General features: G+C 72.0%; 9 protein-coding genes. 2 read left to right on the forward strand and 7 right to left on the reverse strand.

The window, feature by feature from the left end:
* The first annotated feature begins 644 nt into the window (after nt 1-644).
* A complete protein-coding gene (locus BKA18_RS12110) occupies nt 645-1,343 on the forward strand; it encodes a hypothetical protein (protein WP_366043153.1) in 699 nt (232 codons plus the stop codon).
* A 273-nt stretch (nt 1,344-1,616) separates the two neighbouring features.
* On the opposite strand, the gene holA is transcribed toward BKA18_RS12110, so the two are convergent.
* Complete coding sequence (gene holA / locus BKA18_RS12115; RefSeq protein ID WP_006605676.1) at nt 1,617-2,600, reverse strand: DNA polymerase III subunit delta; 984 nt, start codon at nt 2,598-2,600, stop codon at nt 1,617-1,619.
* Nucleotides 2,601-2,694: 94 nt separating this feature from the next.
* On the opposite strand from holA, the gene BKA18_RS12120 reads away from it, so the two are divergent.
* Complete coding sequence (locus tag BKA18_RS12120) at nt 2,695-2,961, forward strand: hypothetical protein (protein WP_366043154.1); 267 nt, start codon at nt 2,695-2,697, stop codon at nt 2,959-2,961.
* A 69-nt stretch (nt 2,962-3,030) separates the two neighbouring features.
* Here BKA18_RS12120 and BKA18_RS12125 read toward each other — a convergent pair whose 3' ends face one another.
* The 6 genes from BKA18_RS12125 to BKA18_RS12150 form a co-directional block, all read right to left on the reverse strand.
* On the reverse strand, nt 3,031-3,831 hold the full coding sequence (locus tag BKA18_RS12125) for an arylamine N-acetyltransferase family protein (protein WP_366043155.1): 801 nt from the start codon (nt 3,829-3,831) through the stop codon (nt 3,031-3,033).
* 139 nt (nt 3,832-3,970) lie between these two features.
* Entirely contained in the window at nt 3,971-6,826 is a 2,856-nt protein-coding gene (locus BKA18_RS12130; RefSeq protein WP_366043156.1) for a ComEC/Rec2 family competence protein, read from the reverse strand.
* The gene (locus tag BKA18_RS12135) at nt 6,823-7,575 is read right to left on the reverse strand and encodes a ComEA family DNA-binding protein (protein ID WP_366043158.1); all 753 of its coding nucleotides are present in this window, start codon (nt 7,573-7,575) and stop codon (nt 6,823-6,825) included. The genes BKA18_RS12130 and BKA18_RS12135 overlap by 4 nt, the downstream gene beginning before the upstream one ends.
* Before the next feature lie 412 nt (nt 7,576-7,987).
* The gene (locus BKA18_RS12140; protein WP_096213988.1) at nt 7,988-8,833 is read right to left on the reverse strand and encodes a DegV family protein; all 846 of its coding nucleotides are present in this window, start codon (nt 8,831-8,833) and stop codon (nt 7,988-7,990) included.
* 137 nt (nt 8,834-8,970) lie between these two features.
* The gene (locus tag BKA18_RS12145) at nt 8,971-9,762 is read right to left on the reverse strand and encodes a hypothetical protein (RefSeq protein ID WP_366043160.1); all 792 of its coding nucleotides are present in this window, start codon (nt 9,760-9,762) and stop codon (nt 8,971-8,973) included.
* A gap of 172 nt (nt 9,763-9,934) precedes the next feature.
* Complete coding sequence (locus tag BKA18_RS12150; protein WP_366043162.1) at nt 9,935-12,832, reverse strand: leucine--tRNA ligase; 2,898 nt, start codon at nt 12,830-12,832, stop codon at nt 9,935-9,937.
* Nucleotides 12,833-13,059: the final 227 nt, after the last annotated feature.

Consider the following 13,059-nt stretch of genomic DNA (forward strand, 5'->3'; position numbering starts at 1 on the left):
CGAAGCCACTCTCGCTCGAGACGAAGGCCCCGCCTCCCCTTCCCCAGGGATGAGGCGGGGCCTTTGTCGTGGGGTTGAAGTTGTGGGATCTGGGTTGTGGGGGTTGTTGTGGGGTTTGGGTTGCGGGGATTGCCTTACGGGGTTTGCGTTATGGCCGTCGTTACGGGGTTTGAGTCGGGGGTTGGTTTTGCGAGCATCTGTTGCGTGCGGCTTTTGCTGTGCGGGGCATTCTGTGCGGGATTTGTCGCGGCGGATTCGATACGGGGGTTTCCTGCGTGGGCAATTGTGCGCGGGATGCGCGTGATGGCCATGAGGTAAGGGAGCTCCGCGGGATGCGCTCTTGCATGCGGGGCGCGGCCGGTACTCGCCGGCTCGGCGGCCGTCGGAAAAATCTGCTTCGCAGAGCCGGTTCTGTTTTCGGCGATGTCCGCTAATCTTCGGCCATGTCCATATCGGGGGAACAAAACAATCCATACTCCCAGCCACAGCCCCTTCCCTACGGTCAGGTGCCCGCGCCACAGAATCCGGTGCCCCCGCCACAGAATCCGTACGCACAGCAGCCCCCGCCACAAGGGCCGGGCGGCGGATACGGCTATCCGGCAGCCGGCATACCCTCGCCTCCTCCGGGGCCACCCGGCACACCCGTGCCCGGCGCTCCTGCAGATGCGGGCCGCACCAAGGCCGGCTGGCTCTGGGCGATCGGCGGCGCCGTCGCCGCCTCCGCGATCTGGGCCTCCGTGCTGTTCGCCACCGGCAGCTTCTCGGACGAGCCCAGCCCCGACCTGGCCGGGTACGGCTACACCGGCGATCTGTGTGCGGACACCTCGCTGACCCCGTTTGAGAACGCCCACTTCAAGACCAAGACGAGCACGTCCTCCAAGGACGCCAACCCGCAGCACAGCGGCGCCCAGCTGAACACCATGGACACCATGTCGTGCAACGTCTCGCTGGAACCGGCGAACGGCGGCAGCGCCGACTACTCCTCGACCTGGATGTACAACACCGTCACGCTGCACAAGAAGACCGACCCGGCACCGGAGTTCGCCGACAGCTACCGCTCGTACGAGAAGCAGGAGACCTCGACCCGCTACACGGTCGAGAACCTGCCGGGCATCGGTGACGAGGCCTACCTCGTGACCCGGAGCGACGACGGCAGCTCAAGCAACAGCTCGTATGTGATCCTCGCTATCCGGGACGGCTGGGTGACATACCAGTCGACGTGGTCGAGCTATGCGTCGAGCAGCAGCACGGCCAGGCAGCCGACCTCCACCGAGGTGGCGACGATGCTGAAGACCAGCGCAACGGAGACGCTCAAGCGGCTGCAGAGCACGCGGTCGCGATGAGCGGCCGTGAGAAGGGGGCGCGGTAAGGGGTCGCGATGAGCGGCCGTGAGAAGGGGGCGCGGTAAGGGGTCGCGATGAGCGGCCGTGAGAAGGGGGCGCGGTAAGGGGTCGCGATAGGCAGTCGCGAGAAGAGAACCCGGCGGGCCAGCGGCGGCCCGCGGCTCGTCGGGTGCCGCCGTGCCGCGCCCCCTGCCGTCCATGGCGCCCGTGCCGCCCCGGCCCACGGTGCGTGGCCGTACCGCCGACCGCAACGCGCCACGCGCCGCCGCTCCTTCAGCGCGAACGGGCCGCCCGGGCGATCACCACAACGGCCTTCTCCAGGGCGTACGCCGGATCGTCCCCGCCGCCCTTGACGCCCGCATCGGCCGCCGCCACCGCGCGCAGCGCCGTGGCCACGCCGTCCGCCGACCAGCCGCGCATCTGCTGGCGCACCCGGTCGATCTTCCAGGGCGGCATGCCCAGTTCGCGGGCGAGGTCGCCGGGCCGAGCACCACGCGGGGCGGAGGCCAGCTTGCCGATGGCGCGGACGCCCTGGGCGAGCGCGCTGGTGATCATGACGGGGGCGACACCGGTGGAGATCGCCCAGCGCAACGCCTCCAGCGCCTCGGCGGCCCGGCCCTCGACGGCGCGGTCCGCGACGGTGAAGCTCGACGCCTCCGCCCGGCCCGTGTAATAGCGCGCGACGACGGCCTCGTCGATCATGCCCTCGATATCGGCGACCAGCTGCGAACAGGCCGACGCCAGCTCCCGGAGATCGCTGCCGATCGCCTCGACCAGCGACTGGCAGGCCTCGGGCGTCGCCGAACGTCCGACCGCACGGAACTCGCCCCGGACGAAGGCCAGCCGGTCGGCCGGCTTGGTCATCTTGGGGCAGGCGATCTCACGCGCGCCGGCCTTACGGGCAGCATCCAGCAGGCCCTTCCCCTTGGCGGCGCCGGCATGCAGCAGCACCAGCGTGATCTCCTCGGCGGGCGAGCCGAGATACGCCTTGACGTCCTTGATCGTGTCCGCGGACAGATCCTGGGCGGCCCGCACCACCACGACCTTGCGCTCGGCGAACAGGGAGGGGCTGGTCAGCTCGGCGAGGGTGCCGGGCTGCAGCTGATCGGGGGTGAGGTCACGCACATCGGTGTCCGCGTCGGCCGCCCGGGCAGCCGCCACCACCTGCTGCACCGCGCGGTCGAGCAGCAGGTCTTCCTGGCCCACCGCGATCGTGACGGGGGCGAGCGGGTCGTCGTGAGCTGTCTTCCTGGCCATCGCGGTCCAGCATCCCACGCCCCACTGACAACCGGCCCCGGACCGCCCGCCCCCTGCCGCTTCGAACCGCCCTCCCCTGTCGGACAATGGCCAGGTGAACGATGCTTCCCCACACCCACGACACGTACGGCATGTGCTGGTACTGCCCGACCGCGACGCAGCGGAGGAGGTGGCCGAAGCCCTGACGGAGCGGTTCGGTCTCGCCGAGGAGCCTCAGCTCGTACGGGACGCCCTGGCCGGTGAGGACGACGCCGAGGACGCGCAGTGGCTGGTGGTGGTCGAAGACCCGGACGCCGTCCACGACCCGGAGCAGCTGCACGACCTCGCGGCGGCGCACGAGGGCTGGCGCGAGGCGGAGTGACATCCGGAGCCGGGTGCGGGGGCGGCGGGCGGGTGCCCGGTAGCGCGTGAGGTCGCCTGACCACGAGCCTCAGGCTTCGGTACCAGGCCCGGACGCCCGCACCCCACCGACCACGGGCTCTCGCTCCAGCACCATCCCGAAATGCTCGCGGTAGGCGGCGAGAACCTCGCCCGCACCCACCTGACGCTCCTCGCGTACGCCGTCCGCCCCGGTGATCACGAGCGTACGACCGGAGAGCGTGACCCGCCCGGTCTCCGTCAGCCGGGAGCACACCAGGGACTGGGTGAAGTGCGACCGGGGCGAGGTCCGGTTCCACCAGCAGCCCACCTCGAAGTCCTCCAAGGCACGCGGGCGTTGCTCGATGCGGTACTGCGGGGAGCCGTCCCTGAGCACATCGAGATCCCCCTCCGCCGTCTCCTCGATCCGGAACACCCCGCCCGGGTCGCTCTGCTCGGCACGGCTCTCCCAGCGGAGCGGGAAGTGACTGTGCCTGCCGAAGCCGACGTCGGCGAGCCACGGCCCGTCCGGCGTCGAGACGCACAGGACGAGGTGGTCATACGGGATCCCGGGTCCGTCGGGGCCGAACACGCGGGCGGACAGCATCTCGACCTCGTAGCCGAGTGCGCGCAGCAGCATGGCGAAAGCGCCGTTGAGCTCGTAACAGAAGCCGCCCCGCCGGGCTCCGACGATCTTGTCCAGCAGCGGCTGTTCCGCGAGCACGATCTCCTCACCGAGGTGGAGGGAGAGGTTCTCGAAGGGGACGGTGCGCAGATGACGGAGGTGCAGTGCACGCAGCGCGTCGGCATCGGGGGATGCGGGGCGGGCGGCGCCCATCCGGTCGAGGTAGGCATCGGCAGCAGCGGCATCCATCAGGTGTCTGTCCTCTCCGGAGCGAACCAGCGGCGGGCCCGTCCTGTTGCGGCGGACTTCCCTGACTGTCCGAGCCTACGCGGCCTGGGCTGTCGCCGACCGGCCGGACGGGCACGGGGTCTCCGGGCGTTGGCCGAGCTCACGCGGGGTGTCCGGGCGGCGACCGGGCTCGCACGGGGTCTCCGGGCATGAGCCGGGCCCGCCCGGGGTCTCCCGCTGGGCTCGCGCGGCTTCTCCCGCCGATGGCCTGCGGCCCCAGGGACCGGTGGCCGCTCACCATCGCCGACAGCCTGGCAGTGGTGCCCAGGATCGCGAGGGCTCCGTCGGTGTCCGTACGCAGCACCCGTACGCCCTGGGCGCGGAACGCCGCGAGGGTGCCGACGGCCGGATGGCCGTACGGGTTGCCGGCGCCGCAGGAGATCAGTGCCAGTCGGGGCGCCAACCGGCGTATCAACAGCGGGTCCTGATAGGCGGAGCCGTGGTGCGCCACCTTCAGGACATCGACCGCGCCCAGCTCCGGATGAGCCGCCCACAGTGCTCGTTGTGCAGGTGGTTCGAGGTCGCCGAGGAGCAGGATCGTCAGCCCTCGCGTATGGACGAGCAGGGTGACGCTGGCGTCGTTCGGGCCGTCGAGGACTGCGGAACCGTTGCGGCCATCGAGGGCGGCCGCCTGGCTGTCGGGGGCACCCGGGTTGCTGGGGCCGGGGAGGTCAGGGGGAACGGGTGGCCACAGGACCTCCCAGCTGAGCGGCCCCAGGTGGCGCCGCTCCCCCGCTGCGGCGCGGACGATCGGGACCCCGGCCGCAGCAGCCGTGGTGCGCACGAACTGCGCCTGGCCGGGCGGATCTTCCAGAGTCGTGGTCTCGATCGCACCGACCGAGCGGCCGCGGAGCGCCCCCGGGAGCCCGTCCACATGGTCTGCGTGAAAGTGCGTCAGGACGAGCAGCGGGATGCGGCGGACACCCAGGTCGGTGAGACAGCGGTCGATGGCACGGGGCTCCGGTCCGGTGTCCACCACCAGCGCCGTTCCGTCCCCGGCCGCCAACACGAGGCCGTCGCCCTGCCCCACATCACAGACCACCGCCCGCCAGCCGGGCGGCGGCCAGCCGGTGATGACGCGGGTGAACGGAGCCGGGCGGCAGACCCCCAGGAGCACCGCCAACGCACACAGCGCACACAGCCAGGGACGGCGCAGCAATCGGCGGCCCACCGGTACCAGGACCACCAGCACGACCGCCAGCATCAGCCCGCCGGTCCAGCCACCCGGCCACTCGAACTCGGCTCCCGGCAAGGCCGCGCCCGTACGGGCCACCCCGGCGATCCACCCGGCGGGCCAGCCCGCGCACCACGCCAGCGCCCGGGCGACCGGCAACGCGACGGGGGCGGCAGCGAGCGCGGCGAAACCCAGCACCGTCGCAGGGCCCACGGCCAGTTCGGCCAGCAGATTGCAGGGCACGGCCACCAGCCCCACCCGGGCCGCCAGCACGGCGACAACAGGTGCGCAGACCGCCTGGGCGGCGGCCGCGGCGGCGATCACCTCGGCGATCCGGGGCGGCACCCGGCGCCGTTGCAGTGCGGTGCTCCAGCGCGGTGCGAGCAGCAGCAGCGCGCCGGTCGCCAGAACGGACAGCAGAAAGCCGTAGCTGCGGGCGAGCCACGGGTCATAGAGCACCAGCAGGAGAACCGCGGCGGCGAGCGCGGGCAGGAGTGACCGGCGGCGGCCGGTGCCGATCGCGAGCAGTGTGATCAGCCCGCAGGCGGCGGCCCGCAGCACGCTCGGATCCGGACGGCACACCACGACGAAGGCCAGGGCGAGCGCGCCTCCGACAACTGCCGTGCCGCGCAACGACAGCCCCAGGCGCGGCGCCAGCCCGCGGCGCTCGACGCGCGACGCGAGGTGGGGCGGCCCGATCAGCAGGGCGAGCACAATCGTCAGATTGCTGCCCGAAACGGCGAGCAGATGCGTCAGATCGGTGGCGCGGAAGGCGTCGTCGAGATCCGGCGGCACCCGCGAGGTGTCCCCCACGACGAGCCCGGGCAACAGCGCACGGGCATCGGGGCGCAGCCCATCGGTGGCCTCGCGCAAGCCCGCCCGCAGGCTTCCCGCCAGCCTCCCCAGGACAGTCGGCGCACCGACCTTGACCGGCGGAGCATCAGCGGTGATCCGCAGCACGGCCGCAACCTGATCGGCCGGGGACAGCGGCGGCGCGACGCGTGCCACCACCCGGATACGGGTCGAGGGCAGCAGCCCACGCCATGCCGACCAGAGGCCCTCGCGGGCTGCCTCGCGGTGTGCCGGGCCCGGCTCGTGTACGACGCGGGCCGCTGCCGGCCCTGGGGTGGCGTCCGAGCCCCCTCCACGCTGCTGTACGACCACCAGGGCCGGCGTGCGGACCGCGGTGACCTTGCCGTCCGGCGCCGTGACGCGCACGGCCTCGGCCGTGAACACCAGTACCGGGGGCGTCCGTTGGGAGCCCCGCACCTTGGGACGGGTCAGCCGAGGATCGTCGGTCACCTCCAGCTCGACCGTGACCTGCGCAAACTTCTCCGCCAGGGCCGGCAACGGCCCGCGCCGCACATCCGATGCGTGCAACGCCGCAGAGGCGGCCCCCGCCCCGGCGCACAACAGCACCGCCGCCAGGGCGACCAGCGTCCCCGCAGATCGAACGCCGCACGAGCGGGCACGGGGCGCCGTCGTTCCTCGCCCGCCCGTGTCGGCCCGCGGCGTAATGCCGTCCCCCTCCTCCGCCCCTGGGCCACGCCCCGCCCCGTACCGCACCACGGCCACCCACCACACGCCCACCCCGAGCAGCACGGCCACACCGACGGCCACCGCCGCTCCCCCGCCGGGAACGCCCAGGCTGATCGCCGCAGCCGCCCAGGCCGCCAGCGCGGGCGCGACAAGCCGCAGATCGACCGGGCCTTCCTGATGCGGGTCCGAGGAGCCGTGCCGCGATACCGCCCGGGCATGCACGGTGGCGCGCGAACCGGTCACGGCTCCACCAGGGGGCGCAGATCGGCGAACCGGCGATCACCGATGCCGGTCACCTGACGGAGCTGTTCCACCGAGGTGAATCCGCCGTGCTGCGTGCGGAATTCGATGATGTGGCGAGCCAGTACGGGCCCCACTCCGGGGAGGGAATCGAGCTGCTGCTCGGTCGCCGAGCCCAGACTGACCGGACCGCCTGGACCGCCTCCGCCTGCACCGCCTGCACCGCCTCCGGCACTCGGTAACCCGCTGCTCGAGCCCCCGGCCCCCGCGTCGGCGGGGCCGGACCCGCCACCGGCACCGGCCCCGCCACCAGGCGCGCCCACCACGATCTGCTCGCCGTCGGTCAGCCGACGGGCCCGGTTGAGCCCACGGATGCTCGCCCCGCGCAGCACGCCTCCCGCGGCCTGCAGCGCGTCCATCACCCGCGACCCCGGCGGCATCCGGCGAATTCCGGGATGCCGGACCTTGCCCGTCACATCGACGACCAACTGCCGCCCCGCCTCTCCCGGCGGGCCATTCGCCACCGCAGCGGCGGACGAGGACGACGACGGCAGCGACGACGAGCGCGGGGCGGGGCCGGATGCCCCCGCGGACCGGTCGGCCGCCGGGGCCCGGACCGGCTCGGGGCGTCCGGTCCAGAAGTGCTGCACGGCGAATCCCACGGCCACCACCAGCACCAGGACCAGGGCGGCGAGCGCCTTCGGGTCGGTGCCGCACCGTAACTGCACCCAGAGCGGGAGCCGTTCGCGCACGGCAAGCCACACCCGCTCACGGCGGCGAGCATCCGGCGGGCCGTGCGCCGGGGGCGGCGGTCCGGCCCCGGAGCCCGCCCCCGCGTCACCGAAGATCGCCGCAGCCCGAGCCCGCACCCGCTCGCGTTCCCCCGCACGCCGGTCCGCCGCACCTGATGCCCTCGAAGCACCGGAGCCCTCCGGAAGAACCGCCGCAGGGAACGAAGCCGAAGAGACCGAAGAGGCCAGCGACGCCGACGGGGACGACGAGGACGAACGTGCCGACGAATCCGCAGGCCACATGGAATGAGACGAGTTCATACCGACCGACGCTAAGCAGCCCGCGCGGATCTCGCCGAGCTGCCTCACATCCGGTGGACAGCGCCCCAGTTGTGGATAACTCCGTCACCCACGGGGCACTCCGCCGCCCCTCTCAGCGCGGCGACACCACGGCCCCCAGCAGCCCCGGTCCCGTATGCGCGCCGATCACCGCGCCGACCTCGCTCACATGCAGCTCATGGAGCCCGGGCACCCGCTCCCGCAGCCGCTGGGCCAGCGCGTCCGCGCGCTCCGCCGCGGCGAGATGGTGCACCGCGATATCGACCTGGCCCTCGCCCGCCCGCTCCGCGGCGATCTCCTCCAGCCGGGCGATGGCCTTGGAGGCCGTACGGACCTTTTCCAGCAGTTCGATCCGCCCGTCGGCCAGTTGAAGGAGCGGTTTGACGGCGAGTGCGGAGCCGAGCAGTGCCTGGGTCGCGCCGATCCGGCCGCCGCGGCGCAGATAGTCGAGGGTGTCGACGTAGAAGTAGGCGGAGGTGCCGGCGGCGCGCTTCTGCGCGGCGGCCACCGCGTCGTCCGCGTCCCCGCCGGCCTCCGCCGTCTCCGCGGCGGCGAGGGCGCAGAAGCCGAGGGCCATCGCGACCATCCCGGTGTCCACGACGTGGACCGGTACCGGCGCCTCCTTGGCCGCGAGCACCGCCGCGTCATAGGTGCCGGAGAACTCGGAGGAGAGGTGGAGCGAGACGATGGCGTCCGCGCCGGCGGCCGCGACCGTACGGTAGGTCTCCGCGAACATCGTGGGGCTGGGCCGGGACGTCGTCACGGGCCGGCGCTTCTGGAGCGCCTCCGCGACGGATCTCGCGGAGATCTCGGTGCCCTCTTCCAGGGCCTGGTCCCCCAGGACGACGGTCAGCGGCACGGCCGTGATGTGGTGGCGTTCGAGAGCCGTCCGCGGCAAGTAGGCCGTGGAATCGGTGACGATCGCGACATGGCGGGACATGAATGGGAGGTTATCCGGGGATCCGGACGGCGCACAGTGCGGGCCCCTCCCCAAGATCTTCCAGGTTTCCCCAAAGCTCTGCCAAGAGCCCCCCGCCCCCTCCCCCTCCACCGCTTGTCACATGCCTGTCGGAAGCCTCATGTCGGTGTGCCCTCCGTCCGGGGGGCCTTCTGCCACGGGTAGGTCGGCTGGGTGCGGGGGTCCCGGGTGGTGAGAGCCTGCGGGTCCTCGGGGGTCGGGCGCCGGGAGTCGCCGCTGCCGGCCGCGCCCGCCCCCGCGGGTCCGTCCGCCGACGGCCCGCGCCCGGCTCCCTGCGGCCGTCCTGCCGGCCCGGGGCGTCCGCGTACGGGTTCCCGCAGCGGGTCCGCGGCGCCGGTCTCCTCGGCCCGGGTCCAGTGCCGCAGCGCTCCGGATTCGACATCGATCTGATCGCTGAGCGACGCCAGGTCGTCGTCGGCGAATTTGCGTGCACGGTCCCGCGCGGCCCAGCGCAGCGATTCCGCGGAGTGCGTGATCCGCTCCGTGCGCTCGCGGAGCTCCGGGAGGCGGGCGGCAATGGTGGTCCGGTCGGGCTCACGTTCGAGCCGCTTGAGTTCGTCGTCGAGCTCATGGCCATGGGCGCTCAGCCGCTCGAAGAGGCCGATCGCCTCGCTGAGCGAGGCATCGTCCGCCGAGCCGGAGTGCAGTACGTCCTGGGTGGCGCGCATGGAGGTGCGCAGCGAGAGCCGCAGCTGGGCGAGCTCCCCGACCACGCCGGGCTGGGCGAGTTGCCGGGCACGGAGGCCGGTGTCCTCGACGGTTCGGCGGGCCTGGGCGACCGTACGGTCCACGCCGCGCTTGGCCGCCTGCACGGCCTTGACCGCCACGAACACCCCGGCCACGACGAACAGCACAAAGAGCAGCCCCAGGATGGCGGCGACAGCTTCCATGGGCTCTCCCCAGACGTATCGGCGACGCCGGCCGTGCCCGCGTCCTCTACCTCCACGGTAAACGGCTCGGGCAGGTCACGGGTTCCTGACGAACCCCCAACCTGCCCGTAGGGGAAACCCCTATGGTCGCCGCTGTCGGGCGTCCGGAGCGGCCCCGGGCACCCGCCGGCGACTACGCCGGGACGATGTTCACCAGCTTGGGTGCCCGGACGATGACCTTCCGGATACCCGCGCCGTTCAGCGCCGCGACGACGGCCGGCTCCGCCAGGGCCGTCGCCTCCAGGTCCGCGTCGGAGATCGACGGTGCGACCTCCAGGCGGGCCTTGACCTTGCCCTTGATCTGGACGACGCAGGTCACGGTCTCGTCGACGACGTACGCCGGGTCGGCCACCGGGAAGTCCGCGTGCACCACGGTGTCGGTGTGGCCCAGCTTGCGCCACAGCTCCTCGGCGATGTGCGGCGCCAGCGGGGCGATCAGCAGCACCAGCTGCTCCGCGACCGTGCGCGGGATCGGTCCGCCCGTCTTGGTCAGGTGGTTGTTCAGCTCGGTCACCTTGGCGATGGCGGTGTTGAAGCGCAGGTTCGCCATGTCCTGGGTGACGCCGTCGATCGCCTTGTGCAGGGCACGCAGCGTGGCCTCGTCCGGCTCGGCGTCGACGACGGTGACCTCACCGGTCGCCTCGTCGACGACATTGCGCCACAGGCGCTGCAGCAAGCGGTACTGGCCGACGACGGCCCGGGTGTCCCACGGCCGCGAGACGTCCAGCGGGCCCATCGCCATCTCGTACAGGCGCAGGGTGTCCGCGCCGTACTCGACGCAGATCTCGTCGGGGGTGACGGCGTTCTTCAGGGACTTGCCCATCTTGCCCAGGACGCGGCTGACCTTCTCGCCCTGGTAGTAGTAGCCGCCGTCGCGCTCCTCGACCTCGGCGGCCGGGACGGCGATACCGCGGCTGTCCCGGTAGACGAAGGCCTGGATCATGCCCTGGTTGTACAGCTTGTGGAAGGGCTCCGAGGACGACACATGGCCCAGGTCGTGCAGCACCTTGGACCAGAAGCGGGCGTACAGCAGGTGCAGTACGGCGTGCTCCGCGCCGCCCACGTACAGGTCGACGCCGCCGGCCGGCTGGCCCTCGCGCGGTCCCATCCAGTACTGCTCGATGTCCGGGGCGACCAGCGCTTCGGTGTTGCGGGGGTCCAGGTAGCGCATCTCGTACCAGCACGAACCCGCCCAGTTGGGCATGGTGTTGGTCTCGCGGCGGTAGCGCTTGATGCCGTTGCCGTCGCCCAGGTCCAGGTCGACATGGACCCAGTCCTCGTTGCGGGACAGCGGGGTCTCCGGCTGGGTGTCGGCGTCGTCCGGGTCGAAGGTGCGCGGGGAGTAGTCCTCGACCTCGGGCAGCTCCAGCGGCAGCATCGACGCGGGCAGGGCGTGTGCGACGCCGTCCTCGTCGTAGACGATCGGGAAGGGCTCGCCCCAGTAGCGCTGGCGGCTGAACAGCCAGTCGCGCAGCCGGAAGTTGACCGTGCCCTCACCGATTCCCCGGGCGGCCAGCCACTCGGTGATCTTCGCCTTGGCCTCGGTCACGCCCAGACCGTCCAGCGAGATGTCCGCGCCGGTCGAGTTGATGATCTTCGCCGCGTACGAGGCGAAGGCGTCGTCCCAGGTCGAGGGGTCGGTGCCGCGGTCGTCCGACGGCTCGACGACGCAGCGCATCGGCAGCTCGAAGGCGCGGGCGAAGGCGAAGTCACGGCTGTCGTGCGCGGGCACGGCCATGATCGCGCCGGTGCCGTAGCCCATCAGGACGTAGTCGGCGATGAAGACCGGGACCTGCTCGCCGCTGACCGGGTTGGTCGCGAAGGCGCCGGTGAAGACGCCGGTCTTGTCCTTGGCCTCGGCCTGCCGCTCGATGTCCGACTTGGCGGCGGCCTGCTTGCGGTAGGCGGCGACGGCGTCGACCGGGGTGGCGTGGCCGCCGGTCCATACGTCGTGGGTGCCCTCGGGCCAGGCGTCGGGGACGATCGAGCCCGCGCCGTTGCCGTTCCCGGCGCCCGCGATCAGCGGGTGCTCGGGCGCCAGCACCATGTACGTCGCCCCGAACAGGGTGTCCTGGCGGGTGGTGAAGACGGTGATCGTCTCCTCGCCCACCGGGAAGTCGACCCGGGCGCCCTCGGAGCGGCCGATCCAGTTGCGCTGCTGCAGCTTGATGGCATCCGGCCAGTCCAGCGCGTCCAGGTCGTTCAGCAGCCGGTCCGCGTAGGCGGTGATGCGCATGTTCCACTGGCGCAGCTTGGCCTTGAAGACGGGGTAGTTGCCGCGTTCGGAGCGGCCCTCGGCGGTGACCTCCTCATTGGCCAGCACCGTGCCCAGGCCGGGGCACCAGTTGACCGGCGCGTCCGAGGCGTACGCCAGGCGGTACTCGCCCAGGACGTTGGCGCGCTCAAGGGCGCTCAGCTCGCTCCAGGCCCGGCCGTCGGGGGCTCGGCGCGTGCCGGCCTCGAACTGGGCGACCAGGGTGTCGATCGGACGGGCGGCGTCCGCCTCCGGGTCGTACCAGGAGTTGAAGATCTGCAGGAAGATCCACTGGGTCCACTTGTAGTACCCCGGGTCGATCGTCTCGACCGAACGGCGCTGGTCGTGGCCCAGGCCCAGGCGGCGCAGCTGGCGCCGCATGTTCACGATGTTGGCCTCGGTGGAGACCCGCGGGTGGGTGCCGGTCTGCACCGCGTACTGCTCGGCGGGCAGCCCGAAGGCATCGAAGCCCAGGGTGTGCAGGACGTTGTGGCCCGTCATGCGCTGGTGGCGGGCGTAGACGTCGGTGGCGATGAACCCCAGGGGGTGGCCGACGTGCAGGCCGGCACCCGACGGGTAGGGGAACATGTCCATGATGAATCGCTTGGGGCGGCCCACCACCTCGGCGTCGCCGGCCAGCTCGCCACTGGGGTTCGGGGCCTCGTAGGTCCCGTGCTCCTCCCAGTAGGCCTGCCAGCGTGCCTCGATGTCGGCGGCCAGCTGGGCCGTATAGCGGTGCGGCGCTGCCACCTCGGCAGCGGTGGTCGTCTCGCTCATCGTCCTCAAAGCTCCATCGATCGTCTCTGCCTGCGGAAACGCGCCAGTTCTCCGGCACGCCGGAAACAAAAAGACCCCTCGCACAGGAGGGGACGCCGCGCCGATTCCGACGGGATCTGCGATCCGTCGGTACTGATCAGCGCGGCCCGCTAAGCAGAAGGCGTACGGCACGCATGGCGTCAGGGTACCGCAGGGCGTACGGGGCCCGCGCTGAGGTTGTCCCCAGC

Origin of the sequence: Streptomyces auratus (genome assembly GCF_050433025.1) — a bacterium.
GTDB classification, from domain to species: Bacteria; Actinomycetota; Actinomycetes; order Streptomycetales; family Streptomycetaceae; genus Streptomyces; species Streptomyces sioyaensis.

Coding starts and splice junctions, on each gene's coding strand:
- BKA18_RS12140 (WP_096213988.1), bottom strand. CDS start 8,833: ATGTCCCGCCATGTCGCGATCGTCACCGATTCCACGGCCTACTTGCCG.
- BKA18_RS12125 (WP_366043155.1), bottom strand. CDS start 3,831: ATGGATGCCGCTGCTGCCGATGCCTACCTCGACCGGATGGGCGCCGCC.
- BKA18_RS12150 (WP_366043162.1), bottom strand. CDS start 12,832: ATGAGCGAGACGACCACCGCTGCCGAGGTGGCAGCGCCGCACCGCTAT.
- holA (WP_006605676.1), bottom strand. CDS start 2,600: ATGGCCAGGAAGACAGCTCACGACGACCCGCTCGCCCCCGTCACGATC.
- BKA18_RS12145 (WP_366043160.1), bottom strand. CDS start 9,762: ATGGAAGCTGTCGCCGCCATCCTGGGGCTGCTCTTTGTGCTGTTCGTC.